Genomic DNA, 26,304 nt, shown 5'->3' on the forward strand with positions numbered 1-26,304 from the left:
ATGCGGTCGTCACGTTCATGCTCTTGCGCATGATCGTCTCCGAACGGTTGAAACTCCGGTCTCTCGGAAGATCATGCGAAAACGCGCGCTAATCTTGCGCGCGTAGTCTTGAAATCAACGACGAATGTTATGCTTTTCTAGCAATGCCTTGTAACGCGCCTCGTCCTTTTTCTTGATGTAGTCGAGGAGAGAGCGTCGCGTCGACACGAGCTTCAATAGGCCGCGGCGTGAATGGTTGTCCTTCCCGTGGGTCTTGAAGTGCTCGGTAAGGTTGCTGATGCGTTCCGACAGGATCGCGACCTGAACCTCGGGCGAGCCGGTGTCGCCGGCTTTGAGGGCATTCGTCTTGATGACTTCCGCTTTACGTTCGGCGGTAATCGACATCGTCAAATACTTCCATGGTTGCGAGCCGAACTGGCAGTCAGTCCGGTCAGGTTGAACACGCGCTTGGGGATGATTTCGCCATTGCCAATCTCGGCAAGCGCGAGAAGCCGGCCTGCCACCGTGACATAGACTGTGCCGCTACTATTGGGCGCATCCCGTCCGCGCAACAAAACGGCTTGGCCCCGATGGAGCCTTGCCGCATCCGCCCGTGTGACGGCCAGTGCCGGGATGTCGTCCAGCGCGGTCTCAACGGGCAAAAGCGCGTCGGCGAGGCTGCCCTCGCCAGACGCGGCTCTATTGCACAAAGCCTCCAATTCTTCCAGCGGAATCATGTCGCTTTCGGTAAACGGACCGACAACGGTCCGCCTGAGCGCGCAGATATGGCCGAAACAGCCGAGAATCCGCCCCATGTCCCGGGCCAAAGCACGAACATAGGTTCCCTTGCCGCACTCGGCCTCGAACACGGACTGGCCGCTATCTCCGTGTTCCACCAGGGTTAATTCGTGGATCTCGACCGGCCGGGGCTGCAATTCGACCTTCTCGCCGTCCCGTGCCAAATCATAGGCCCGCTCGCCCTGGACCTTGATCGCGGAATATTGCGGGGGGACCTGCTCGATCACGCCGGTGAAGCACGGCAGCAATTCCTGGATTGATTCGGCCGAGGGGCGAAGTTCGCTGGTCTCGACCACGCGGCCCTCGATGTCGTCGGTGTCGCGTTCCTCGCCCCAGGCCACCGTGAAGCGATAGCGCTTGCGGCCCTCCATGACGAACGGAACCGTCTTGGTGGCTTCACCGAGCGCAATCGGCAGCCCACCCGAGGCGAGCGGATCGAGCGTGCCGGCGTGCCCGGCGCGCTTGGCCTGGAACAGGCGCTTCAGCACCGCGACGGCGTGCGTCGACGTCATGCCGATCGGCTTGTCGAGCACGACCCAGCCATGGACGTCGCGCTTGTCGCGCCGCGGCTGGTTGCCCTGCTGCTTCTGCTTCTGGCGCGGATCGTTGTTGACGCGACGCGTCTCGTTGCCGCGCGCAGGCGCCGAAATTTTTTCTTCATCCGCATGCGAATCGACGTCTTGCGATTCGATCACGGGGTTTGCGGTCGTCACGGTCATCTCACTCGTCGTCCGAATCGGGTGCAAGATCGCGTTGCACCGCAGGTGTTCTCAGTAATTTCTCGATACGTTCCGCTTCGTCGAATCGTTCGTCGACGCGGAAGCGGATGTCAGGTGCAAATTTCAGGTTAACGCGGTGCGCGATCTCGCCGCGGAGAAATTTCTTGTTGCGGTCGAGCGCAGTAATCACGGTCTCGGTGTCGCGTCCGCCGAGCGGCATTACATAAATGGTCGCGAGCTTCAGGTCCGGCGACATTCGCACCTCGGGAACGGTGATGATGTGGCCTTGAAGATCCGGATCGTGGACATCACCGTGCGAGAGAATCTCGGCAACCGCATGGCGCACGGTCTCGCCGACGCGCAATTGACGTTGCGAGCCGCCGGCGGCGGAACTCTTCTTCTGATGACGGGGCATTATCTAAAATCCCAAATTGTCGCCATCACCCGCGAAAGCGGGTGATCCAGTATTTTGTGCCTAGCACCAATTGCAATACTGGATGCCCCGGCCGGAGCCTGTCATCGGGCTCGCCGAAGGCGAGACCCGGTGGCGGGGCATGACGGTTCAGCTCGAAATTCCCGCGCTTCGTAAGACTTGGACTTACAGAGAGCGCTGGATCGTTTCGATACGGTAGCACTCGATCACGTCGCCGACACGCATGTCGCCGTAGTTCTCGAACGCCATGCCGCATTCCTGGCCGGCGACGACTTCCTTCACTTCGTCCTTGAAGCGCTTCAGCGTCGACAGCTTGCCTTCATGCACGACGACGTTGTCGCGGATCAGGCGGACATTGGCACCGCGTTCGACCGTTCCGTCGGTAACGCGGCAGCCGGCGACCTTGCCGACCTTGGAGATGTTGAACACCTCCAGGATCTGGGCGTTGCCGAGCATGGTCTCGCGCAGGGTCGGCGCGAGCAGGCCGGACATCGCCTTTTTGATGTCATCCACGAGATCGTAGATGATGTTGTAGTAGCGGATCTCGATGCCGTTGCGCTTGGCGGCGGCGGCCGCCTCCTTGTTGGCGCGTACCGAGAAGCCGATGATCGCGGCGTTGAAGCCTTCCGCCAGCGTGACGTCGGATTCCGAGATGCCGCCGACGCCGGCATGCAGGATGCGGGCGGCGACTTCCTCGGTGCCGAGCTTTTCCAGCGAGCCTAGGATCGCTTCCAGCGAGCCCTGCACGTCGGCCTTCACGATCAGCGGGAATTCCTTGCGGCCCGCGGTCTTGAGCTGTGACATCATCTGCTCGAGCGAGCCGCGCATGCCCGAGATCGAGGCGGCGGCGTTCTCGCGCTTCTGGTGCGCACGGTAGCTCGTGATCTGGCGGGCGCGGGCTTCGTTCTCCACCACCGCAAGCCGATCGCCGGCTTCCGGCGGACCGTTGAAGCCGAGCACCTCGACCGGCACGGACGGACCGGCTTCGTCGAGATTCTCGCCCTGGTCCGAGATCAGTGCACGGACGCGGCCCATCTCGGCGCCGGCGACGATGATGTCGCCGACCATGAGCGTGCCGCGTTGCACCAGCACGGTCGCCACCGGACCACGGCCGCGGTCGAGCTTGGCCTCGATCACGGTGCCTTCGGCCGGACGCTGCGAGTTGGTCTTGAGGTCGAGGATTTCGGCCTGCAGCGCGATCATTTCGAGCAGCCGGTCGAGGTTGGTCCCGTTCTTGGCGGAGACCTCGACATCGACGACTTCGCCGCCGAGCGATTCGACCTGCACCTCATGCTGCAGCAATTCCGTGCGCACGCGCTCGGGCCGCGCGTCCGGCTTGTCGATCTTGTTGATCGCGACGATGATCGGAACCCTGGCGGCCTTGGCGTGATTGATCGCTTCGACCGTCTGCGGCATCACGCCGTCATCGGCCGCGACCACCAGCACCACGATATCGGTGACCTTGGCGCCGCGCGCGCGCATCGCGGTGAACGCGGCGTGACCGGGCGTGTCGATGAAGGTGATCTTCGTGCCGCTTTCCGGCGAAGACACCTGATAGGCGCCGATATGCTGGGTGATGCCGCCGGCTTCGCCGGAGACCACGTTGGCGTGACGAAGCGCGTCGAGCAGCGAAGTCTTGCCGTGGTCGACATGGCCCATGACGGTGACGACCGGCGAACGCGGCTCGGTATCGGTGGAATCGTCGACGACGTCGAACAGGCCTTCCTCGACGTCGGACGCAGCCACGCGCTTGACCGTGTGACCCAGTTCTTCGGCGATCAGTTGCGCGGTGTCGGCATCGATCACGTCGGTGATCTTGTGCATCGCGCCCTGCTTCATCAGCATGCGGATGACGTCGACCGCGCGCTCGGACATGCGGTTGGCGAGTTCCTGGATGGTGATGACTTCCGGGATCGTGACTTCGCGGATCAGCTTTTCCTTCGGCTCGTTCGCGCTGATGCCCTTGAGGCGCTGGGTGCGGCGGCGGAAGGACGCGATCGAGCGTTCGCGCACGTCGTCGGCGTTGAGCGCGGTGACAACCGTCAGGCGGCCACGCTCCTTCTGCGGACCCGGCTTGTGGGTGGTCTTCGGGGCGGCCACGGGGCGCATGGCACCACCCGGGCCACGGCGAACCTGCCGCGGACCCTCGTCTTCATCGGGCTCTGCGGCGACGCCCGGCGCCTTCGCCGCTGGAGCCGACGCTGGTGTACGTGCCGGGGTCGCTGACGTGCGTCCAGGGGTCGCTGACGTGCGTCCCGGGGCCGCAGATGTGCGGCCCGGGGTCGATGGGGTACGGGCCGGAGCCGCCGGCGCAGGGGCTGCTGCGGCCGCTGGCTTGGCTGCCGCGGCGGGCTTCGCTTCGCCCTCGCCAAAGCGCCGCTTGGCCTCGATCTCGGCCTTGCGCTTGGCTTCCTCTTCCTGGCGATGACGTTCCTCTTCGGCCAGCCGGCGGGCTTCGGCGGCTTCGCGCTCGGCGCGCTCGGCGATTTCGCGGCTGGCGCGGCGCTTGGCTTCCTCTTCGGCCTGCTGGCGCTCTTCGACCTCACGCTGCCGGGCGTCGGCGAGTGCGCTGGCGCGGGCCGAGCGTTCGTCCTCGGTCAGGCTGCGCAGCACCACGCCCGATCCGCCGGCGTTGCGCTGCGATGGGGAAGACCCGCCGGAGCGGCCGGACGGTGGCCTGGCCGGCGTCGGCGCGGGCTTGGCCACGACAGGCTCGGGCGCATGCGGCTCGGTTCCGGGGCCGTCACCACCGACGCGGCGCTTGCCGCGCTTTTCGACCACAACCTGCTTGCTGCGGCCATGGCTGAAGCTCTGGCGCACGGTGCCCGTCTCGACGCGTGGCTTCAGCGTCAAGGTCTTGCTCGGGACACTCAAAGTCTTGTCGCCAGGGGTTTTGGTATCAACCATTCAGCAGTCCTAATCTCGTTAGCGTTGTGCCTTTTCGCACGCGTTATCGTCGCAGTTCCAAAAGACCGAAATGACTGTCCTCGGACCGTCATCCCGCTCCATCTTGTTGTTTGAACATGATCTTTTCGGAAAACCGGTTTCCCCTTTTCCCGATCATGCTCTAGCTAGAATTTCTGGCCGCATCGGCGGTCTTGTCGTCGTCGGCCATCCGGTATCGGACCAGAAGCTGGCAGCGCGACAGGAACGTCTTGCTCGCCGGGCCCGCGAGCAGGGCAGCATGTATCACATTTGACCGGCCCAGTGCCAAATCCAATTCTGCCGATGTCAGCGCGGTGACGACAGATATTTTCGGCGAATCTTCATCTTTTCGGCCCCTTTGCCGCAGGATCGCGTCCAATTTGCGGACGCCGTCGGGGGCCGCATCGGAAGCATGGATCAGACTTAGGGGTCTTTCCCGCTGCGACAACGCGTCCTCGACCTTGCCGAAGCCGGAAACGACCTGGCCGGCCTTGGCGGCCATCGCCAGCGCCTCGAGGCTGCTGCGAACCAGCAGCGCTTCGGTATCATCGGGCAGAGTCGCCGCGACGCGGACGTCGCGCTTGAATCCCCGACTAAACTGGTGACGCCGGACCGCTTCCGCAACCGTGCGGCGCGAGGCCGAAAGCCAGAGGCCTCGCCCCGGCAGCTTGCGTTTCACATCGGCGATCACCTCGCCGGTGGGGGCGACGACGAAGCGGATCAGCTCGTCGATCGGACGCACCTCGCGGCTGACCGCGCACATCCGCATGGTCGCGGACTTTTCGGTCCGCGGCCCATGATCCAGATCGGGGTCAGCCATTGCGAGCATACGCGGGCCATCTCCTTACGCCGTCGGTTCTTCGGCGGCTTCCGCCTCGGCATTCTGCTTGGCGAGGTCGGCCTCGGTGATCCAGCCGGCCTTTACGCGGGCCTGCATGATCATCGCCTCGGCGTCCTCGCGGGAGATATCGATCCCGTCGAGGAACCCGGCATGCTTGGTCTGTTCGCCACCGTCCTTGCGCTCGGTCCAGCCGACCAGATCGTCGGTGGCGCAGCCGGCGAGATCCTCGACGGTCTTGACGTCGTTCTCGCCGAGCTTGACCAGCATCTTCGCGGTGATGCCGGGGACCGTCTTCATGGCATCCTCGACGCCGAGTTCCTTGCGCTTGGCTTCCAGCTCGGCCTCGAGCTGCTCCAGATATTCCCTGGCGCGGTTCTGCAGTTCCGTCGCGGTTTCCTCGTCGAAGCCTTCGATGCCGGCGAGTTCCTTCACATCCACCAGCGCCAGTTCCTCGACCGAGGTGAAGCCTTCCGACGCCAGGAGCTGGCCGACGACTTCGTCGACATTGAGCGCCTCCATGAAGACGCGGGTCGAATTCTCGAAGTCGGCCTGACGACGCTCGGACTCTTCCTGCTCGGTCAGGATGTCGATATCCCAGCCGGTGAGCTGCGAGGCGAGGCGGACGTTCTGGCCGCGGCGGCCGATCGCCAGCGAAAGCTGGTTGTTGGTGTCGGGCACCACGACCTCGATGCGCTCGCGGTCCTCGTCGATCACAACCTTGGCAACTTCGGCGGGCGCCAGCGCGTTGACGACGAAGGTCGCGATGTCGGGCGACCACGGGATGATGTCGATCTTCTCGCCCTGCAATTCGTTGACCACGGCCTGCACGCGCGAACCGCGCATACCGACGCAGGCGCCGACCGGATCGACCGACGAATCGCGCGAGATCACGCCGATCTTGGCGCGCGAGCCGGGATCGCGGGCCACTGCCTTGATCTCGACGATGCCGTCATAGATCTCGGGCACTTCCTGCGCGAACAGCTTCGCCATGAATTGCGGATGGGTGCGCGATAGGAATATCTGCGGGCCCCTCGTCTCGCGGCGGACGTCGAAGATATAGGCGCGGACGCGGTCGCCGTTGCGGAACACTTCGCGCGGCAGCATCTCGTCGCGGCGGATGATGGCCTCGCCACGGCCGAGGTCGACGATCACGCTGCCATATTCGACGCGCTTGACGACGCCGTTGACGATGTCGCCGATGCGGTCCTTGAATTCCTGGTATTGCCGGTCGCGCTCGGCCTCGCGCACCTTCTGCACGATCACCTGCTTGGCCGACTGCGCAGCGATGCGGCCGTATTCGAGCGGCGGCAGCGTGTCGGCGATGGTGTCGCCGACACGGGCGCCGGGATTGGCGCGCTGGGCGTCGGCGAGCGAGATCTGGTTGGAAGCATTCTCGACCACGTCGACCACGAGCATGTGGCGCGACAGGCGGAGTTCGCCCTTCTTGGGGTCGATCTCCGCGTGGACGTCGGTCTCGCTGCCGTACCTGGCGCGCGCCGCTTTCGCGATGGCATCCTCCATCGCGGCAATCACGATGCCGCGGTCGATCGATTTTTCGCGCGCGACGGCGTCGGCGATCTGCAGCAGTTCAAGTCGATTGGCGCTGACTGCCATGGCTAGTCTCCTTCGTCAGGCTCGGTCTCGCCCCGGCGCAGCCGTTCGGCGGCGAGGCGGTGTTGTTTGGTGTTCTTCGGGGCCGGCTTCTTGCCGGTCCCTTGTTTCGGCTTATGGCTCTTGCTCGGATCGCTTTTTTTCGCATGCGCGGGTTGTGGCGGGGCTAGCCCCAATTCGCGGCGCAGCTCGCGCTCTTGAGCCTTGCCGCGCCGCATCGATTCGGCGATCAGCTCGTCGGTCAGCACCAGCCTTGCTTCGGCGATGTCTTCCATCACCAGCAAGGTCTCCGCATCTTCGCCCTCGCGTGTGTCATCCCGATGTAGCCGCACCGCGTTGCCCTCGACACCATTCAGGGTGCCGCGGAACCGCTTGCGGCCCTGATGCGCCACCGCCATCTCGATCTTGACGAGGTGGCCGGCATAGCGCTCGAAATCCGACCGCCGCACCAAGGGGCGGTCGATGCCCGGCGACGAGATCTCCAGCCGATAGGCCCGGTCGATGGGATCGGCGATGTCGAGCACCGGTGACAGCGCCCGCGAGATCGCCTCGCAATCCTCGAGCTGCATCGAGCCGTCCGGCCGTTCCGCCATGATCTGGACGGTGCAGCCGGCATCGCCGGTGATCTTGATGCGCACCAGGCGGTAGCCCAGTCCCTGCAGGACCGGGGTGGCAACTGCCGACACGCGCGCCGCGGCGCCGGGCTCGACCACGAGCCGCGGCTCGGCGAGCAATTCGGCATTGACGGAACCAGCGGTTGGATCGGTCATATCGAGGGTCAAAGATACGTCTTGAGCTGTCGGTCTTGTTGGTTAGCCGGCCCTAGACCGGTGTCCGATCATGATACGATCACGCTGATCGGGCCATGATCTTATCTCTCGTGTTTGAGCATGATCCTTGCGGACAACAGGCTTCCGCCGTTCGGGTTCATGCTCTGGTTGCGCTACCCAAAGCGGACCAGGCTCAGCCGGGTTCGTTCGGGTAATAAAAAAGAGCGGGTCCGGAAGGGCCCACCCTCAATACGGATCGTATGAGAACTTTAAGTCGCTGCCGATATAGCGCTTTTCCGCCCGTCCGGCAAGGGCCAGAGACCGCTGCTGAGCAAATTTGCGCTATCGGAAAGTTGGGTGCGAATGTCTAACGCTTCGTTCACGAACGCCACCTAGATTGCGCCGCAAAAACCGGCACGGCGGGCCGGTTTGGGTAGGCTTATGACGACGACAGCGACTGCGCTGATCCCTGAACTCGACGAGATCGTCCGCACCGGTGACCCCGGGCGCCGTGCCGACGCCGCGCGCCGGATCGGCGAACTGTTCCTGCAGGGTGCGGCCAGTTTCAGTACCGACCATGTCGATCTGTTCGACGGCGTCCTGACCAGCCTCGTCCCCCATGCCGAGCGCGACGCGCGGGCGCAGCTCGCCGAACGCCTGTCGCTGCTGTCGAATGCGCCGCGCAGCCTGATCGGGCAGCTTGCGCGCGAGGACGAGATCGCGATCGCAGGACCGCTCTTGCGCCGGTCGCCTGTCATCGACGAGCAGGTCCTGGTCGAAATCGCGCGCGCGAACGGGCAGAAGCATCTGCTGGCGATGGCGGAACGGCCGACGCTCTCGGCCGATCTGACCGACGTCATCGTCCGCCGCGGCGATCGCGACGTCGTCAGGCGCGCGGCCGGCAATGCCGGCGCCGAATTCTCGACGAGCGGCTATTCGACGCTGATCCGGCGCGCCAGCCAGGACAGCGTGCTGACGCTTGCCGTCGGTCAGCGCGCGGATCTGTCGCCCGAGCAGTTGAAGACGCTGGTGGCAGGCTCCGTCGAGATCGTCCGCCGCCGCCTGTTCGACGTGGTCAAGCCGGAGCGGCAGGCCGCGATCAAGCAGGCGATCAGCGAGCTCAACGGCATGAGCGAGAAGGTCGACAGCGCACGCGATTTCACGCCGGCCCAGCGCACGATCCTCGCGTTGCATCACGCCAATCAATTGAACGAAATCGCGCTGCTCGATTTCGCCAAGTCGTTCAAATACGAGGAAGCGGTGTGCGCGCTGGCCGCGATGACCGGCGTCAAGATCGCAACGCTCGATCGCCTGATCACCGGCGACCGCTACGATCCGATTCTGATCGCGGGCAAGACCATCGGTCTCGAATGGGCCACCGTGCGCGCGCTGATCCTGCTCCGGCTCGGCCCCAACCGCGTGCCGTCGCCAGCCGATATCGAGAGCGCGCGGCTGAACTTCACCCGCCTGATGCCCTCCACCGCCCAGCGCGTCGTGGACTTCTGGAAAACGCGGTAGTCTTGCTCCTCGTCATTGCGAGCGCAGCGAAGCAATCCACGTCTCACTTGCGGTGCTATGGATTGCTTCGCTGCGCGCGCCCCGGAATGACGCGCGTCAAATTCTGCGAAACCGCAGATACGTCGCCTTGCGTCCCTCGCGCTCGGCTTTGGCGCCATAGCGCGTCATCGTGTAGTCGGGCCAGGGAGCCTGCCAGTCCGAGGCGCGTTCAGCCAGCCAAGTGAAATCGGGCGAGCGCATCAGGTGCCATAGCGTCCAGGCGCAGTAATCGTCGATGTCGCTGACGAAGCGGAATTCGCCGCCTGCTTTGAGGATGCGCGCCATTGCTGCAACGGTGGCATCCTGGACAAAGCGGCGCTTCCAGTGCCGCCGCTTCGGCCAGGGATCAGGATGGATCAGGTCGATGCGCCGCATCGACCCTGACGGCGCCCAGGCGAGCAGCTCGGCGGCGTCGCCTGCGAACAGGCGGATGTTGCCAATATTGTGCGCCTCGATCTGGGTCAGGATCTTGGCCATCCCGTTGACATAGGGCTCGCAGCCGATGAAGCCGATATTCGGAAACGCGCGGGCCTCGGCGGCGAGATGCTCGCCGCCGCCAAATCCGATCTCGAGCCTGACATCCTCGACGTTGTCATCGAACAGTTCGGTCAGGCTGGCCGGCGCCGGGCTTGCGATGTCGAGCGCCAGATGCGGCAGCAGATGCTCGATCAGGTCGGCCTGATGGGCGCGCAGTCTGTGGCCCTTGCGCCGTCCGAAGAACGAGCCTTGCGCATGCGCGTCGCGCTCCTGATCGCGGGAAGGCGTCATCATCGCAGCGTCTGATACAGCCGATGCAGCAGCCGCGCGCGCGGCTCGATCGATGAGATGTACATCTGCTCGTAATGGGTATGCGCGCCCTTGCCGTCGACGCCGAGGCCATCGAGCGTCGCCGTATGCAGCGCCGTGAAATTGCCGTCGGAACCGCCGCCGGTCGAGGTGTCGACGAGGTCGAAACCGATCTCGGCTGCGAGCGCCCTGGCGTGCTCGTAGAGCGCCGCGCCGGCGTTGGTCTTCTCATAAGGCGGCCGGTTCAATTCGCCGACCACATGCACGCTGACGCCGTCGGTCCGCGATTTCAAATTGAGAATCTTCGGCACCAGCTCTTCAGCGTCGGCAATCGTCGGCACGCGCGTGTCGACCTCGGCATAGGCCTCTTCCGCGATCACGTTCGGCTTGGTGCCGCCTTTGACCACGCCGACATTGACGGTGACGCCGCGCGCCAGATCGTTCATCGCCTCCAGCGTCTGGATGATGTTGCCGAGCTCGCGGATCGCGCTGCGGCCGTCCTCGGGGCGCGTGCCGGCATGCGCGGGCACTCCCTTGACGAAGATCTCGAAGCGCGCGACGCCCTTGCGCCCGGTGACGATCTTGCCGCCGTCGCGTGCCGGCTCTGTCACCAGCACATATTTGGCTTTGCGGCCCTCGGCTTCGATCAGCGCCCGCGAGGTCGGGCTGCCGATCTCCTCATCGGAAACGTAGAGCTGGGTCACGCCGAGCGGCGCCCGCGCGCCATTGGCGCAAACTTCCCTGAAGGCGTGGTAGGCGAGATAGGCACCGCCCTTCATGTCGTAGATGCCGGGACCGAAGGCGCTGTCGCCGTCGATGCAAAATGGCAGGCGCTGGATGAATCCGAGAGGGTGCACCGTATCGAGATGGCTCAGCACCAGGATTCCCGGCGCGTCCTGGCCCCAGGCCGAGCGTGCGACGAGATGATCGCCGCATCCTTTCTGGCCGGCGATTCGCTCGAGGGTGGCCGGCAGGCTGCGATAGCCTTCGGCGACCAGATCGGCGAGCTTGTTGACCTGTTCGGGCGCCTCTGTCGGCGTTTCGATCTCCACCCAGCGGCGGATGCCGTCGAGAATCTCCGCAGGATTAAATGATGTCGTTGTCATTGGCGCGCCGGCATCTGGAGCATGATCCGGAAAAGTGGAAACCGATTTTCCCTCGCGACTAACGCGAAGCGTTTGCGTGGGAAGATCATGCTCAAACAAAGAGGTGAGATCATGATCCGATTCGGTCTAATCGGATCATGATCCAAGAACGATTGAACCGACGTCATGCGCCCGCACCGGCGGGCGCGTCAATCGCCATGTCGCAGGAATGACGACGCCGATCAACGCTTGTCGGGGCCTTCGCGAGCGGCGATCTGCTCGACCAGCTCGACGATGCTGCGGCGGAGTTTGGCGTCGGCGATGCGCGTGAAGGCGCGCGTCAGCGCCAACCCTTCCGAGGTTGCGAGAAAGTCGGAAACGTAGCTGGGCGAAGCGCCTTCGCTGAAGCCTTCCGGGGTTGTCGAGCCGCTCGGTCCGCCGTCGAACAGGAACGAGACCGGCACCTGCAGGATCTCGGATATCTGCTGCAGCCGGCTGGCGCCGACGCGGTTGGTGCCCTTCTCATATTTCTGAATCTGCTGGAAGGTGAGGCCGAGCTTTTCTCCCAGCTTTTCCTGGCTCATGCCCAATATGATCCGCCGCATGCGGACACGGCTGCCGACATATTTGTCAACAGGATTGGGCGCTTTGGTAGACATCTTCGGACTCTCCTGGAAGGACTACGCGCCCGGCGAATGAGGCAAAACGGGTATGGAGTATGCCCCAGGCGCCGGTATCGTCAAAATCCTGCGGGAGGATCGAGGACGAATGCGGACAATTTGAGCTACTGTGCTGGCAGGATTTCAGTTTCGGCTTGCAAGGATAGAATGCGAATGACGCGGTGGTTCTGTCAACTGGTGGAATCACACCAGCGGAATTTTTCATTGCGCAAGCAACCATCGAGAGCCCGCAGGCGTCAAGAATTGCGCCGGGCAACACGCCGTGCGACCACAAGCAACAATGCGACGAACAGAATGATCGCCGCGGGAATGTCATTGAAACGTGCATATAGCGTCGGCGGGATGGCAGCCGGTAATCTGGCATCGAGCACGCCTTCGATGCCAAGGCCAAGTTCTGCGACAATCCGTCCCGCCGGATCGATGACCGCGGAGATGCCGGTGTTCGCTGCGCGAACAACGGGCAGGCCCTCCTCGATCGCGCGCAGCCGCGCCTGCTGTAGATGCTGGTAGGGGCCGGTCGAGATTCCAAACCAGCCGTCATTGGTGACGTTGATGATCCAGCCCGGCCGGTCGTCGTGGATGTCAATGTCATCAGGGAAAATCGCCTCGTAGCAGATCAGCGGCAGTGCGCGCGGCGCATTCGGGATGTCAAGCGCGCGACGCCGCTGGCCGGCGATGAATCCGCCATGGACCTTGGTGAGCTGCACGAAGCCGAGCTTTTCCATCAGGTCCTGAAATGGCAGATATTCGCCGAACGGCACCAGGTGCAGCTTGTCGTAAACCGACAGCACGCTGCCGTCGTGGTCGATCACATAGATCGAATTATAGGCGCGCGTGATGCGCACGCCTGGCGGCAGATCCGGGGCGCGCACCGAGCCGGTGATCAGCACGGTGCCTTGGGGCAGGAGCTCGGCGATCTGTGCCATCGCGTCGGCCTCGCGCGTCAGGAAAAACGGAAACGCCGATTCTGGCCAGATCAGGATGCTGGCATCGCGCACACCAGTGGATTGCGGGCCGGAAGCGCGATCGGACAGCGTCAGATATTTCTTCATCACCTCCGCTTTGGCGGCGTAGTTGAATTTGACGTCCTGCTGCAGGTTGGGCTGCATGATGCGCAGCTTGACGTTGGCGACCATGGTGGTCGGCAGCCGCGACAGCCGCACCGCGCCGAAAACCAGCATGGCCGCGAGAACGACCAGCGCTATGACCGGCACCCGCCACAGCTTTCGGTTGGATGATTTGCCATCGATCAAGACGGCCGGGCTTGCGAAGATTGCGAGGCTGAGGAACGTCATGCCCCAGAGCCCGATCAGCGACGCGGTCTGCGCCAGCGCCAGTGGTTCTGACAGCGCATAGCCGAAGGCGTTCCAGGGAAATCCTGATAGCACATGACCGCGCAGCCATTCGGCGATGGTCAGGCTCGCTGCCAGCGCCAGCACGCGGAAGCCGTCGGGAGTCCAGAGCAGGCGCGCCAGCGCAAAGCCGAGCGCGGGAAACAGTGCCAGATAGGCCGGCAGGCCCAGTATCGCAAACGGCAACAGCCAGGCGAAGGTCTGCGCATCGACCAGGAAGGCATAGCCGATCCAGTAAAGCCCCGGCACGAAGTAGCCGAGCCCGAACCAATAGCCGGAGATTGCCGCCGCCGGGATGCCGCGCCACTTTCCGGCGCCTGCGCCGTCAATCAGCCAGACCGCGACCGGGAAGGTCAGGAACAGGATCGGCCAGGCGTTGAACGGCGCCATCGCGAGCGAGGATAGGGCGCCGGCGAGGAGTGCGATGACGGCGCGCTTCCATCCCCAGGTCAGGATGATCGAAAGCCCGGCCGCGCGGAGTTGATCGGAAACCCTCACTGCGGAGCGGCTCCGTCGCCGGAGGGCGGAGGCGCGGTGTCGTTGGCCTGCGGGCTGGCATCGGCCTGAGGGCTGGCATCGGGCGCGGCCTCGCTGCGGCGACGGCTCTCGCGCTCCTTGCGCGGGACGTTGCGTTCCTTGCGGGTTGCGATCCGCACGCGCTTCACCCGTCGCGGATCGGCGTCGAGCACTTCGACCTCGAAATTGCCGGGCCCGGAAATCAATTCGCCGCGGACCGGCACGCGGCCGACAAACGACACCAGATAGCCGCCGAGCGTCTCGACTTCCTCGCCGGCTTCGCCCGTGACGAAGTCTTCGCCGATCACCGAGCGGACATCATCGAGGCTCGCCCGCGCGTCGGCAATGAACGAGTTATCCGGCTGGCGAACGATCGACGGCGGCTCATCGCTGTCGTGCTCGTCGTCGATCTCGCCGACGATTTCCTCAACGAGGTCCTCGATCGTCACCAATCCGTCGGTGCCGCCATATTCGTCGACCACCAGCGCCAGGTGAATACGCGTGGCCTGCATCTGCACCAAGAGGTCGATCGCGCGCATCGACGGCGGCACATAAAGAAGTTTCCGGATGATGCTGGCTTCATGAAGCGGCAGCGCGAGATCGACCGCGCGCAGGTCGAGGCCGGCGGGCAGCGGCTTCTTGCGCCGCGTCTTGCCGGCGTCGCTGACGCGCGCTCTTGCGGTCATGAACGCAAGCAGGTCTCGGATGTGCACCATGCCCTCGGGATCATCGAGGGTTTCGTTGTAGACCACGAGGCGCGAATGCGCGGCGCTTTCGAACAGGCTCATCAATTCGCCGAGCGGGATGTCGCGCTTCACGGCGACGATGTCGGCGCGATGCACCATCACGTCGGCGATACGCCGCTCATGCAGATTGAGGATGTTGCGCAGCATGGTGCGCTCGACGGCGGAAAAGTTCACGTCATCGGGCGTTGACGCGTCGAGCACCACCTGCAGGTCGTCGCGAACCGATCCTGCCTTCCAGCCGAACAAGGTGCGGATCGCGCGCAGCAGCCAGCTCTCCGCTGCGGGACGTTGTGCCTCCTCCGGCACCACGGCCGGCAGGTTGCGCACATCGCGCGGATTGTCGTGGGTAGGTTCGGAGTCCGCCATTTCAGTCCATCCGCTCCCGGTCCGCATACGGATCGGGAATGCCGAGCTGCGCGAGGATTTCGCGCTCGAGATTTTCCATTTGCTCGGCGTCGTCGTCGTTTTCGTGGTCGTAGCCGATCAGATGCAGGAAACCGTGCACCGCGAGGTGGCTTAAATGATGGTCGAACGGCTTCTGCTCCTCGTCCGCCTCCCTGCGCGTCGTCTCATAGGCGATCGCAATATCGCCGAGCATGCGCGGGGCATCGTCCAGCCCCTGAGCGCCCTTTGGCTGCAACGCCGGGAACGACAGCACGTTGGTCGGCTTGTCGATGCCGCGCCAATTGTTGTTCAGCGTCCGAATTCCGGAATCATCCGTCAGCATCACTGCCAGTTCGGCCTCGCCGACGTCGGCCTCGGTGATTTCGGCGGCGGCCTCGATGGCGCGATGGATCACCGCTTCAGTATCAGGCTCGGTCTGCCAGCAATCGGCTGTGACCAGAACCTCGGTAGCGGGGAAGGCGGAAGACACTGTCGTTCCAAAAAGTTGTTGTTTCTAGGCGTTGTGGTTGCGGCCGGAACCCGCTTGCGGCAGGTCCGTGAGGCCGGCTCATGACATCAAGATTTGGCGGCGACTTGCCGTTGTGGCAATCCCTCATAGGCGGCGACGATCCGTGCCACCAATTCGTGACGGATCACGTCCTCCGCGGTGAAGCGCACCTGCGCGATGCCCTCGACGCCTTCCAGCAGGCTCACTGCCTCTGCCAGCCCGGAGGCCTGGCCGTGTGGCAAGTCGACCTGCGAGGGGTCGCCGGTGACGATCATGCGGCTGTTCTCGCCGAGCCGCGTCAGGAACATCTTCATCTGCATCGAGGTGGTGTTTTGCGCTTCATCCAGGATGATGACGGCATTGGTCAGCGTGCGGCCGCGCATGAAGGCAAGCGGCGCGATCTCGATCTCGCCGCCCTGCAGTGCGCGCTCGACGACGCGCGCATCCATCAGGTCATAGAGCGCGTCATAGATCGGCCGCAGATAGGGGTCGACCTTCTCGCGAAGATCGCCAGGCAGAAAGCCGAGCCGTTCGCCGGCCTCCACCGCGGGCCGCGACAGGATGATGCGATCGACTTCCTTGCGCTCGAACAATTGCGCGGCATAGGCGACCGCAAGCCAGGTCTTGCCGGTACCGGCAGGCCCGACGCCGAACACCAGCTCGTGCCGCTTCAGCGCGCGGATGTAGGAATCCTGCGCGGCGGTGCGTGCCCGCACCGGGCGCTTGCGTAAGTTGATGGTCTCGAACGAGGGCTTTGCGGTCTTGGCGTCGAACTCGAACAGCGAGCCCTGCGCGATCACGGCGCGGATCGCGCCTTCGACGTCGCCTTGCGAAAGATCATGCCCTTGCGTTGCCTGGCCATAAAGCGTCTCCAGTACGCGTCGTGCGGCGTCGCAGCCGTCGCGGGAACCGGCGATGGTGATCTGGTTGCCGCGGGAGTCAACGACGACGCCGAGCCGGCGTTCGACCTGCGCCAGATTCTGTCCATAAGGGCCGACCAGCGCGGATGCGGCGCGGTTGTCGTCGAAGTCGATGACGACCTGGGTCTCTGGAGGGATCGGCATGTCGCGGTCAGGTTTGCGGCTGGGAGCAAGCGATGGTGAATCCGATGCGCTTTTTGGCAAGGGTTCAGGCTCCAATGGTCGTCTGCGAAAGAGCGGATGACTGAGGCCGCGCATGACGCGGGGCCAGCTCGCCGAGCAGGCTGTAGCGCTCAAGGCTGTCGATCCTGACCGGCAGGACTTTCCCGACGATGTCCGATGATGCCATCACGTGCGCGGGCTGCAGATAGGCAGTACGGCCGACGATCTGGCCGGGATTGCGCCCGGCGCGTTCGAACAGCACATCGACCGTGGTGCCGATCGCAGCCTTGTTGAAGGCCGATTGCTGGCTGTCGATCAAGTTCTGGAGGCGCTCCAATCGCTCGTCCATTTCCGCCGCTGGCACCATCTCCTGCATGTCCGCCGCCGGCGTGCCGGGCCGCGGCGAATATTTGAACGAATAAGCCGCAGCGTACCCTATTTGCATGACAAGCGCGAGGGTCGCAGAAAAATCTTCCCTACTTTCGCCGGGGAAGCCGACAATGAAATCCGAAGAAAAAGCAATGTCTTGGCGTACCGCACGAAATCGGTCGATGACGCGGCGGTAATCATCGGCGGTATGTTTGCGGTTCATGGCTGCCAAGATTCGGTCCGAACCGGACTGTACCGGCAGGTGCACGAACGGCATCAGCGCCGGCAGGTCACGATGCGCCTCGATCAGACTGTCCTCGACATCGCGCGGATGGCTGGTCGAATAGCGCAGGCGCAGCACGCCGGGGATGGCGGCAAGCCGCTCAAGCAACTTGCCGAGCGGCCAGCTTCGTCCATCCGGCCCTTCGCCGTGATAGGCGTTGACGTTCTGCCCGATCAGGGTGATCTCGCGCACGCCGTTATCGGCAAGCCGCGCCACATCCTCGATGATCCTCGTCACGGGACGCGAGACTTCTGCGCCACGCGTGTAAGGCACGACGCAGAAGGTGCAGAACTTGTCGCAGCCTTCCTGCACGGTGACGAAAGCTGAAATGCCGCGCGAGCGGATCGCGTCGGGCTTCGGCGGGGCCAAGAATCCGAACTTGTCCTCGACCGGGAATTCGGTCTCCAGCGCGCGGCCTTCCGCTTTCGCCTGCTTCAGCAGTTGCGGCAGATGGTGGTAGCTCTGGGGACCGACCACGACGTCGACGGTCGGCGCGCGGCGAATGATCTCCTCGCCTTCGGCTTGCGCAACGCAGCCTGCGACCGCAATTTTCACGTCGCGCCCCTGGCGCGCGGCGTCGTCCTTCATCACGCGCAGCCGCCCGAGCTCGGAATAGACCTTTTCCGAGGCCTTCTCGCGGATATGGCAGGTGTTGAGGATCACCAGATCCGCTTCGTCGGCGTTTGCCGTCTCGACAAAACCCTCGCCGGCCAGCGTATCCACCATGCGCTGCGCATCGTAGACATTCATCTGGCAGCCATAGGATTTGATGTGCAGCTTGCGCGGCGGCGTCATGGAACCTGCTTGGGGTGGAAAGGAGCGCATCGGGGCGCAGGGCTCAAATATAGCCTAAAGCCGTCAAAATCCAGCTTTTGGGCCCGCCATTCCGGGGCAATGCGCCAGCATCGAACCCGGAATCTCGAGATTCCGGGTCTGGTCCTTCGGACAATCCCGGAATGATGGCTCAGGTTGCGGCGACGATTGCACCGTTTTCGATCAGCCCGGGCAGTTCCCGCATGTCCGCAAAGGTCATTGTGGCACCGGCGGCGCGCAGCGTCTCGGCATGGCCGGGCCTGCAATGGCTGCCGCCGCAGAAGCCGAGCACCGCCATCCCGGCGGCGCGGGCGGCTGTGATGCCGGGGAGGCTGTCCTCGACCACGAGACAGCGTTCGGGCGCCACCTTCATCTGCCCGGCCGCGAACAGGAAGAGATCGGGCGCCGGCTTGCCGTTCTTGACCTGCAGGGCTGAAAAGATGTTCGGTGCAAATCGTTCGTAGAGGGCGGTGCGACCAAGGCTGACGCGCATGCGTTGTGGTGAGCCGCTGGACGCCACGCAAACGGGCTGCGCGATCCGGTCGAGCGCGGCGTGAATGTGCGGCACCGCCTGCAGATCGGCCTCAAAGGAACGGAACAGCTCGTCCTGCAAGTGCGTGTGATAATCATCTGGAAGGCTGCGGCCGAGTTCGGCCTCGATTTCGAGATTGGCCTGTCGTGTCGAGCGACCGAGGAAACGATCGAACACCTGTTCCGACGTGATCGGATAGCCGTGACGCGTCAGGACCTCGGCATGCGCGCGACACGAAATGACTTCGCTGTCAACCAGGACGCCGTCGCAATCGAAGATGATGAGATCAGGATTCAATTCAGACTACGATTTATCTTCGTCCAGCGGGATGCAATACAGTTCGAGTCGGTGGTCGACCAGCTTGTAGCCGAGCTTGCGGGCGATCTCCGCCTGCAGTTTCTCGATCTCTTCGGACGTGAATTCGATCACCTTGCCGTCGCGCAAATTGATCAGGTGGTCGTGATGGCTGTCGGGCATCTGCTCATAGCGCGCGCGGCCCTCGCGAAAGTCGTGGCGCTCGATGATGCCAGCGTCCTCGAACAGCTTTACGGTGCGGTAGACGGTCGAGATCGAGATCTTGTCGTCGATCGCAACGCAGCGCCGGTAAAGTTCCTCGACGTCAGGATGATCCACGGATTCGGCCAGCACGCGCGCGATGACGCGGCGCTGCTCGGTCATGCGCATGCCGGTCGCGGCGCAGCGCGCCTCGATGCCGGTGTTCTTCATCGCAGACGAGGTTTTCAGCGGAGCCATGTTTCTTCAGCCTGGAGGGGCAGGGCAGGACTGTTCTGCCACTGCCCGCATGTTACGACAAGTCACGGCGCATCAGAAGCGCATTCAAATGTTCCCCACCGGGCTGCTTGTAATAGCGTTCACGGCGACCGACGACGGCGAACCCGGCCCGTTCATAGAGCCGTCGCGCCGGCTGGTTATTTTCCTCCACCTCGAGGAAAACAGTGCGCACGCCACGGCCAGCAAGATGGCCCAGATGCGTCAGCAACAAATTGCGCGACAGGCCGCGGCCGCGCTGGCTGGAATCGATCGCGATCGACAGGATTTCAGCTTCGTCCGCTCCGATCCGCGATACTGCAAAGCCGATGATCTTGCGCCCGAGCCGCAGCCGATGCACCAGCGTGTTGCGCTCGGCGAGCATTGCCTCGAATTCGCCTTCGCCCCAGCCGCGATGAAACGAGGCGCCATGTAGCTGCGCCAAACGCGGTGCATCGCGCACAGTCGCGGCTTCGACCGCCGGCGTGCCGCGGCTGAGCCATTCGGAAAGCCAGGCCATCATGACGCGGTCGATTGCGCGATGTCGAGCAGCGGATTGGCCGGCGGCTTTGCGTCCGGCGCGCGCAGATAGAACGGCCGCGCCGGCGCCGCTTCGGGGCTGACGGCCGCGCCGACCCAGGCGACCCAGGTGATGTCGGGCGCGGCCTGGGTATCGATCTTGAACGGCGGCGCCGTCTCCGCCGGCCAGCGGTCGGCGAGGATTTTTGCGGCATTGCCGACCAGATGCGGTGTGCCAAGCTGCGCGGCCTTGATCGCCTGCTCGACCGGCGCCACCTTCGGCTTGACCAGCGGGCTGCCGTCGCCGTTCACCACCTGGAAATAGACATGGTCATGCCGCGCATCGATCGCGGAGATGATCGGATGCTCGCCGTTCTCGGCGACGACAGGCGCGGCATAAGCGGTCAGCGTGGTGACACCGACGACGGGTTTGCTGGCGGCCAACGCGATGCCGCGCGCCGCCGACAGGCCGACGCGCAGTCCGGTGAAGCTGCCGGGACCGGTGGTGACGGCAATGCGATCAAGCGCGACGAAGGCGATGCCGCTCTGCTTCATCACCCGCGCGATCAGTGGCATCAGCGCTTCGGCATGCCCGCGCTTCATCGGTTGCGATTCCAGCGCGAGCGGCTTGCTCGCGGTGGTGTCGAGCACGGCGGCAGAGCAGGCGTCGAGCGCCGTATCGATGGCGAGAATGATCATGGAGCGAATGGCAATTGGCGAATGGCGAATGGATGGTCAGGCGCGATCCCTATTCGCCATTCGCCACTCACTATTCGCTCTCCTTACATCGGGCGGACTTCGACCACATCGGGGACGAAGTGCCGCAGCAGATTCTGGATGCCGTGCTGCAGCGTCGCGGTCGAGGACGGGCAGCCGGAGCAGGCGCCCTTCATGTTGAGATAGACGACGCCATCCTTGAAGCCGCGGAAGGTGATGTCGCCGCCGTCATTGGCGACCGCAGGCCGCACCCGCGTCTCGATCAAGTCCTTGATCTGCGCGACGGTGTCGGCATCTTCGTCATTGAAGAACTCGTCTTCCTCATCGAGCGAATCGTCGCCATCGACACTGCCGTCGGCGAGCAGCGGCGCGCCGGACATGTAGTGCTCCATGATCGCGCCGAGGATTGCGGGCTTCAGATGCTGCCAGTCGCCGTCGGCCTTAGTCACGGTGACGAAGTCGGAGCCATAGAACACGCCGGTGACGCCGGGCACGGCGAACAGCCGTTCGGCGAGCGGGGAGCGGACGGCGGCTTCAGGTGTCGCAAATTCCATGGTGCCGCTCGCGAGCACGGTGCGGCCCGGAATGAACTTCAGGGTGGCGGGATTGGGGGTAGCTTCGGTCTGGATGAACATTTGTTTTCTCCGGCGTCGCCGGTTCAAGGCCGGCGCGTGGGGTTCCCTTAGCAGATGGCGACGGCGAACGCACGGATCAAGGCGGGAACCGTCGGTTCCGACGATTGATCAAGGGGTTACGATAGCGAATCGATCTCTTCGTCGGTCAGTCCGCCGGGCACGATGGTGACGGGAATCGGGAACTCGCCCATGATCTTGGCCATGGTGGTGATGATCGGACCCGGGCCTTCCGGCCCCGGATTGGCCGCCAGCACCAGGATCGAGATGTCCTCGTCCTTGTCGATGACGTCGAGGACCTGCTCGGTTGGGTCGCCCTCGCGAATCACCCGCTCGGGCGTGATCGCGGCAATCCCGTTGGCGCGCCCGGCGGCGCGGTCGAGCGCCTCGTTTGCCGCTTCCTCGGCCTCGGCACGCATGATGTCGGCCACCCCGAGCCATTGCTGGTTCTGGTCCTCGGTCTCGATGACGCGCAGCATCACGACGCCGCCGCCGACCCGGATCGCCCAGCGGCTGGCGTAGTAGACGGCGCGGTCCCATTCGGCGCTGTCGTCAACGATGACAAGGCATTTCGGCTTGTGACCAGATTCGTAGCTTCGTCGCTGGGTGGTCATGCATGTCCCGGTGCATTATTGCCAAGCAGACTTATGCTGCCACACCCCCTCGGCTTTTGGGAGAGGGTGCGAGAGCAATCGATGTTGATCGCCTATCGCTGCCGGATGAAGCCGACGACGTCCTTCGCGGCGCGCATGGTTTCATCGGCGATCACGCGGGCGCGGTTGGCGCCGTCGACCAGGATCTGATCGACATGGCCGGGGTCGGCGACCAGCCGCTTCATTTCGGCCGCGATTGGCGACAGTTTCGCAACGCAAACGTCCACCAGCGCGTTCTTGAAGCTGGAGAACTGGCCGCCGCCGAAATCCTTCAGCACGGCCTGCTTGCTGATGCCGGCGAGCGCTGCGTAGATGCCGACGAGATTGTCGGCTTCGGGCCGGGCCTCCAGCCCCTTTTCCTCTGATGGCAACGGCTCCGGATCGGTCTTCGCCTTGCGGATCTTCTGCGCGATGGTGTCGGCATCGTCGGTGAGGTTGATGCGCGAATTATCAGAGGGTTCCGACTTCGACATCTTCTTCGTGCCGTCGCGCAGGCTCATCACCCGCGTCGCCGGTCCCGTGATCAGCGGCTCGGGCAGCGGGAAGAACAGGCCGTCGGCAAGGCCGTGGCCGCGGATCGAGTCGCCGAAGTCGTTGTTGAACTTCTGCGCGATGTCGCGTGACAGCTCGAGATGCTGCTTCTGGTCCTCACCCACAGGCACGTGGGTCGCGCGATAGAGCAGGATGTCGGCCGCCATCAGCACCGGATAGTCGTAGAGACCGACGGAGGCGTTCTCGCGATCCTTGCCGGCCTTCTCCTTGAACTGGGTCATCCGGTTCAGCCAGCCGATGCGGGCGACGCAGTTGAAGATCCAGGCAAGCTCTGCATGGCCCGCGATCTGGCTCTGGTTGAAGACGATGTGCTTCTTCGGGTCGATGCCGCTCGCAATGAACGCCGCCGTCACCTCGCGGGTGTTGCGCGTCAGCTCCGCCGGGCCGCCCCAGACATCAACGCCCTGCGTGATCGCGTGCATGTCGACGACGCAGTAGATGCAATTGTGCGTCTCCTGCAGCTTGACGAAGTTGACGATGGCGCCGAGGTAATTGCCGAGGTGCAGATTGCCCGTCGGCTGGACGCCTGAAAAAACCCGTTCCACGAACGCCATGGTGTCAATTCCCGGAAAATGCCGCTTCGGCGGGGTCGTTTGCCATTTTGGGGCTATCGGCGCAAGTCAGGCGGCACGGTTTTGCCTGATCGCGGCGACCGCCTCGCGCCAGCCGATCACGCCGAACAGCTTCAGGAACAGGCCATAGCTCGCCATGGCGGCCAAAATCACCACGAACAGCAGCACGGCCTGCGCGGGCCCGCGCGATCCCGCGGCCAGCGGCGCGAACTCCTGCAGAAGCCACAGCAGCGCGCCCATGGCGAGCGCCGCCAGGCAGATGCGCGGGAGCCGATCGCGGGCCTCCGTATCGATCGCGAAGCCGAATGTCGCGCCCCCCTTCCGAATCAAATAGAGCGCGTTGCTCCAGGCTCCCAGCGTGATGCCGGCAGCAATGCCGCGCGTGCCGAAAGAGTGGCGGAGCAGGAACGCGGCGACGATCGCCACCACAATGGCGGTCAGCGCGCCCAGGAGTGGCGTGCGGGTATCCTCGCGGGCGAAGAAGGCCGGCGACAGCGCTTTCACCAGCACATGCGCGGGCAGGCCGAGCGCAAGCCAGGTCAGCGCATGCGCGGTGGCCGTGGCATCGTGCGCGGCAAACGCGCCGTGCTCGAACAGGATCCGCACCACCGGGGCGCTCAATACGATGAGGCCAAGCGTCGCCGGCAAAGCGAGTCCGACCGCCAATTCCAGGCCGCGCGATTCCACGCGCGCGATGGCGGTTCGGTCACCGCTGTGCAGCGCGCGCGTCATTTCCGGGATCAGCACCGTGCCCATGGCGACGCCGACGATCCCGAGCGGCAGTTCGATCAGGCGGTTGGCAAAATAAAGCCAGGAGACCGCCGACGGCGATTTGGAGGCGATCACGGCGCCCGCCACCATCAGCCATTGCGGCGCGCTGCTTGCGATCATCCCGGGGAAGGCCTTGCCGAGGAAGCCGCGCATGTCCTTGTCGAAGGAGATGCGGAGCGGCGTTGCCGCGCGGCCGCCGCGCAGCACGAGGATCGACAATTGCAGAAGTCCCGCAAGGCCGACGGTCGCCGCGACGACCATCGCGGCATGCGCGGCATCCCCCCGCCATGTCAGCAGCACGGCCATCACCGCGATCAGCGCGATGTTGAACAGCAGCGGCGAGAATGCGGTGAGCGCAAAGCGCGCTTGCGCGTTCATGAGCCCCATCATGACCGTGACGGGTCCGGCGAAGGCAAGATAAGGCAGCATCAGCCGCGCATTGTTGACGGCAAGGTCCAGCGTCTCGCGGCCGACAAATCCCGGCGCCAGCGCCGCGATCGCCAGCGGCATCAGCGAGCCGATCAGGACCGACGCCACGATCAGCGCGGCGCTGATGGTCCCGAGCACGCGACCGGCGAAGGCCGCGGCGGCCGCTGCGCCTTCGGTCTCGCGCAAGCGGAGCCACGCCGGTATCAGCGCGGCGTTCAGCGCGCCCTCGGTCAGGAGCCGCCTGACCACATTGACCATTTGAAAGGCAACCAGGAACGCATCGGCAACCGCGCCGGCGCCCAGCAGCGCCGCGATGATGGAATCGCGGGCAAAGCCGAGCAGCCGTGAGGCCAGCGTTCCCGAGGAGACGGTGAGGAAAGAGCGGATCATATGACTTCTATATAACAGCCACCTGGCTTGCTGGCGCCATGTTGATCTGGTACGGCGCAGCCTTCTCAATCGCTCGAAGGATGGATAATGGCCGACGCAAAATATGACGTTCTCGGGATCGGCAACGCAATTTTCGACGTCCTGGTGAGGACCGACGAGGCGTTCCTCAGTCGTCACGGCATGGCCAAGGGCAGCATGGCGCTGATCGACGAGGCCCGCGCCGGCGCGATCTACCAGGACATGGGCCCAGCGACCGAGATGTCCGGGGGCTCGGCGGCCAATACCATTGTCGGCGTCGCCAATTTCGGCGCCCGTGCGGCCTATGTCGGCAAGATCAAGGACGATCAGATCGGCCGGCTCTATGCCCATGACATCCGCGCCGCGGGCGTCGCATTCGAGACCAGGCCCGCCACCGATGGCCCCGCCACCGGCTGCTCCTATATCCTGGTGACGCCGGATGGCGAGCGCACCATGAACACCTATCTCGGCGCCGCGCAAGATCTGACACCGGCCGATATCGATGAAGCGCAGATCGCGGCGTCCCGCATCGTCTATCTCGAAGGCTATCTCTGGGATCCCGCGAGCGCCAAGCAAGCCTTCGTCAAGGCGGCAACGATCGCGCATGCCGCAGGCCGCCAGGTCGCGCTAACCTTGTCGGATTCCTTTTGCGTCGATCGCTATCGCGACGAATTCCTCGAATTGATGCGCAAAGGCACGGTCGATCTGGTGTTCGCCAATGAGGCCGAGCTGCGCTCGTTGTACCAGACCGCCGATTTCGACAGCGCGCTGAAGCAGTTCCGCGTCGATGCGAAACTCGGCGTCGTCACCCGCAGCGAGAAAGGCTGCGTGGTGGCAGCGAAGGACGGCGTTACCGCCGTGCCGGCATTCCCGATCGAGCGGCTGGAGGATACGACCGGCGCGGGCGATCTCTTCGCCGCCGGCTTCATGTTCGGCCTCGTCCGCGATGCCGGCTATGAGAATGCCGGTCGGCTCGGCGCGCTCGCAGCCGCAGAGGTGATCCAGCACATCGGCGCGCGCCCGCAGATGTCGTTGAAGGAGTTGGCGCAGCAGAACAGATTGCCGGTTTAGCTCCCTATTGCTCGTCACGATTCTTTCCGTCGTCGTTGCGAGCGCAGCGAAGCAATCCACGTCTCCACAAGCGGCGCTATGGATTGCTTCGCTATGCTCGCAATGACGCGGGAGGCTTCCTGATTTGTCAAACAGCTCTCCGCTGTCGTCGTCCGCCACCGGGTCGGCCGAATGGCCGCCCGATGACAGGCTCTGGCGGATGATCCAGTATTCCAGAGGCGGTCGTGCTTGAGCCGAGAGGCCGCCGGATACTGGATGCCCTGCCTTCGCGGGGCATGACGGTGGAGTGTGAGGAAAGAACGTGCTTCCGCATTCTCGCGGCATGATGTGCCCGAGGTTTGCATCTCGTTCCACCCTCTCATCGAACAGAGGGCGCAGGGAAAGCCGGGTGCAGGTTGCACCCGTGGGTCCCGTGCAACAAAAAGCACGGGGGTAGGACCACA

Annotated in this window: 26 protein-coding genes; 3 read left to right on the forward strand and 23 right to left on the reverse strand. The window is 64.2% G+C overall.

Annotated elements, in window-relative coordinates; translation table 11 throughout:
• Positions 1-114: 114 nt before the first annotated feature.
• From rpsO to rbfA, 3 genes are read right to left on the reverse strand one after another with little or no spacing between them, the layout of a single operon-like run.
• Entirely contained in the window at positions 115-384 is a 270-nt protein-coding gene (gene rpsO, locus AC5ZG1_RS04480) for a 30S ribosomal protein S15 (protein ID WP_028168438.1), read from the reverse strand.
• Positions 385-386: 2 nt separating this feature from the next.
• A complete protein-coding gene (truB, locus tag AC5ZG1_RS04485) occupies positions 387-1,496 on the reverse strand; it encodes a tRNA pseudouridine(55) synthase TruB (RefSeq protein ID WP_456644221.1) in 1,110 nt (369 codons plus the stop codon).
• Between the two features lies 1 nt (position 1,497).
• Entirely contained in the window at positions 1,498-1,860 is a 363-nt protein-coding gene (gene rbfA / locus AC5ZG1_RS04490; protein ID WP_456644222.1) for a 30S ribosome-binding factor RbfA, read from the reverse strand.
• On the opposite strand from rbfA, the gene AC5ZG1_RS04495 reads away from it, so the two are divergent.
• On the forward strand, positions 1,783-1,956 hold the full coding sequence (locus AC5ZG1_RS04495; RefSeq protein WP_456644316.1) for a hypothetical protein: 174 nt from the start codon (positions 1,783-1,785) through the stop codon (positions 1,954-1,956). The two genes, rbfA and AC5ZG1_RS04495, sit on opposite strands and share 78 nt — an antisense overlap.
• Before the next feature lie 138 nt (positions 1,957-2,094).
• Here the strand turns inward: AC5ZG1_RS04495 and infB are convergent, their stop codons facing one another.
• From infB to rimP, 4 genes are all read right to left on the reverse strand, one after another.
• Positions 2,095-4,836: a translation initiation factor IF-2 gene (infB, locus tag AC5ZG1_RS04500; RefSeq protein WP_456644223.1), complete on the reverse strand. Its 2,742-nt coding sequence runs from the start codon at positions 4,834-4,836 to the stop codon at positions 2,095-2,097.
• Between the two features lie 160 nt (positions 4,837-4,996).
• On the reverse strand, positions 4,997-5,683 hold the full coding sequence (locus tag AC5ZG1_RS04505) for an RNA-binding protein (protein WP_028168434.1): 687 nt from the start codon (positions 5,681-5,683) through the stop codon (positions 4,997-4,999).
• A gap of 15 nt (positions 5,684-5,698) precedes the next feature.
• Positions 5,699-7,309 (reverse strand): transcription termination factor NusA, encoded by a 1,611-nt coding sequence (gene nusA, locus AC5ZG1_RS04510; protein ID WP_456644224.1) that lies wholly within the window; start codon positions 7,307-7,309, stop codon positions 5,699-5,701.
• 2 nt (positions 7,310-7,311) lie between these two features.
• Positions 7,312-8,076 carry a ribosome maturation factor RimP gene (gene rimP / locus AC5ZG1_RS04515; RefSeq protein WP_496132075.1) on the reverse strand — a complete coding sequence of 255 codons (765 nt, stop codon included), beginning with the start codon at positions 8,074-8,076 and terminating at the stop codon, positions 7,312-7,314.
• A gap of 441 nt (positions 8,077-8,517) precedes the next feature.
• Here rimP and AC5ZG1_RS04520 point away from each other — a divergent pair, with 441 nt between their 5' ends.
• The gene (locus AC5ZG1_RS04520) at positions 8,518-9,594 is read left to right on the forward strand and encodes a DUF2336 domain-containing protein (RefSeq protein WP_496132076.1); all 1,077 of its coding nucleotides are present in this window, start codon (positions 8,518-8,520) and stop codon (positions 9,592-9,594) included.
• 96 nt (positions 9,595-9,690) lie between these two features.
• On the opposite strand, the gene AC5ZG1_RS04525 is transcribed toward AC5ZG1_RS04520, so the two are convergent.
• The 16 genes from AC5ZG1_RS04525 to murJ form a co-directional block, all read right to left on the reverse strand.
• On the reverse strand, positions 9,691-10,404 hold the full coding sequence (locus AC5ZG1_RS04525; protein ID WP_496132077.1) for a tRNA (guanine(46)-N(7))-methyltransferase TrmB: 714 nt from the start codon (positions 10,402-10,404) through the stop codon (positions 9,691-9,693).
• Complete coding sequence (locus AC5ZG1_RS04530) at positions 10,401-11,525, reverse strand: M20 family metallopeptidase (RefSeq protein ID WP_496132078.1); 1,125 nt, start codon at positions 11,523-11,525, stop codon at positions 10,401-10,403. Before AC5ZG1_RS04530 ends, AC5ZG1_RS04525 begins: the two co-directional genes overlap by 4 nt.
• Positions 11,526-11,746: 221 nt before the next feature.
• Positions 11,747-12,163 (reverse strand): helix-turn-helix domain-containing protein, encoded by a 417-nt coding sequence (locus AC5ZG1_RS04535; RefSeq protein ID WP_496132079.1) that lies wholly within the window; start codon positions 12,161-12,163, stop codon positions 11,747-11,749.
• Between the two features lie 257 nt (positions 12,164-12,420).
• Complete coding sequence (gene lnt / locus AC5ZG1_RS04540; protein WP_456644229.1) at positions 12,421-14,034, reverse strand: apolipoprotein N-acyltransferase; 1,614 nt, start codon at positions 14,032-14,034, stop codon at positions 12,421-12,423.
• The gene (locus AC5ZG1_RS04545) at positions 14,031-15,164 is read right to left on the reverse strand and encodes a hemolysin family protein (protein ID WP_165435334.1); all 1,134 of its coding nucleotides are present in this window, start codon (positions 15,162-15,164) and stop codon (positions 14,031-14,033) included. Before AC5ZG1_RS04545 ends, lnt begins: the two co-directional genes overlap by 4 nt.
• A 1-nt stretch (position 15,165) precedes the next feature.
• The gene (gene ybeY / locus AC5ZG1_RS04550; RefSeq protein ID WP_130227491.1) at positions 15,166-15,672 is read right to left on the reverse strand and encodes an rRNA maturation RNase YbeY; all 507 of its coding nucleotides are present in this window, start codon (positions 15,670-15,672) and stop codon (positions 15,166-15,168) included.
• Positions 15,673-15,758: 86 nt separating this feature from the next.
• The gene (locus AC5ZG1_RS04555) at positions 15,759-16,814 is read right to left on the reverse strand and encodes a PhoH family protein (RefSeq protein ID WP_035692414.1); all 1,056 of its coding nucleotides are present in this window, start codon (positions 16,812-16,814) and stop codon (positions 15,759-15,761) included.
• A 4-nt stretch (positions 16,815-16,818) separates the two neighbouring features.
• Positions 16,819-18,219, reverse strand: a complete 1,401-nt coding sequence (miaB, locus tag AC5ZG1_RS04560; RefSeq protein ID WP_130227490.1) for a tRNA (N6-isopentenyl adenosine(37)-C2)-methylthiotransferase MiaB — start codon at positions 18,217-18,219, stop codon at positions 16,819-16,821.
• Positions 18,220-18,388: 169 nt separating this feature from the next.
• Positions 18,389-19,066: an HAD family hydrolase gene (locus AC5ZG1_RS04565; protein ID WP_456644230.1), complete on the reverse strand. Its 678-nt coding sequence runs from the start codon at positions 19,064-19,066 to the stop codon at positions 18,389-18,391.
• Positions 19,067-19,072: 6 nt separating this feature from the next.
• Positions 19,073-19,522, reverse strand: coding sequence for a Fur family transcriptional regulator (locus tag AC5ZG1_RS04570; RefSeq protein ID WP_456644231.1), 450 nt, complete (start codon positions 19,520-19,522; stop codon positions 19,073-19,075).
• 52 nt (positions 19,523-19,574) lie between these two features.
• Positions 19,575-20,060, reverse strand: coding sequence for a ribosomal protein S18-alanine N-acetyltransferase (gene rimI / locus AC5ZG1_RS04575; RefSeq protein WP_456644232.1), 486 nt, complete (start codon positions 20,058-20,060; stop codon positions 19,575-19,577).
• Positions 20,057-20,755: a tRNA (adenosine(37)-N6)-threonylcarbamoyltransferase complex dimerization subunit type 1 TsaB gene (gene tsaB, locus AC5ZG1_RS04580; protein WP_496132080.1), complete on the reverse strand. Its 699-nt coding sequence runs from the start codon at positions 20,753-20,755 to the stop codon at positions 20,057-20,059. The genes rimI and tsaB overlap by 4 nt, the downstream gene beginning before the upstream one ends.
• Positions 20,756-20,838: 83 nt before the next feature.
• On the reverse strand, positions 20,839-21,408 hold the full coding sequence (locus AC5ZG1_RS04585) for a NifU family protein (RefSeq protein ID WP_028168418.1): 570 nt from the start codon (positions 21,406-21,408) through the stop codon (positions 20,839-20,841).
• A gap of 116 nt (positions 21,409-21,524) precedes the next feature.
• Positions 21,525-22,019, reverse strand: coding sequence for a universal stress protein (locus AC5ZG1_RS04590; protein WP_028168417.1), 495 nt, complete (start codon positions 22,017-22,019; stop codon positions 21,525-21,527).
• Between the two features lie 92 nt (positions 22,020-22,111).
• Positions 22,112-23,164 (reverse strand): tryptophan--tRNA ligase, encoded by a 1,053-nt coding sequence (gene trpS / locus AC5ZG1_RS04595; RefSeq protein WP_028168416.1) that lies wholly within the window; start codon positions 23,162-23,164, stop codon positions 22,112-22,114.
• Between the two features lie 66 nt (positions 23,165-23,230).
• Positions 23,231-24,772 carry a murein biosynthesis integral membrane protein MurJ gene (gene murJ / locus AC5ZG1_RS04600; protein WP_496132081.1) on the reverse strand — a complete coding sequence of 514 codons (1,542 nt, stop codon included), beginning with the start codon at positions 24,770-24,772 and terminating at the stop codon, positions 23,231-23,233.
• 87 nt (positions 24,773-24,859) lie between these two features.
• Here murJ and AC5ZG1_RS04605 point away from each other — a divergent pair, with 87 nt between their 5' ends.
• Positions 24,860-25,861, forward strand: a complete 1,002-nt coding sequence (locus AC5ZG1_RS04605) for an adenosine kinase (protein WP_496132082.1) — start codon at positions 24,860-24,862, stop codon at positions 25,859-25,861.
• The last annotated feature ends 443 nt before the right edge of the window (positions 25,862-26,304 follow it).

The organism is Bradyrhizobium sp. Leo78 (genome assembly GCF_059512425.1).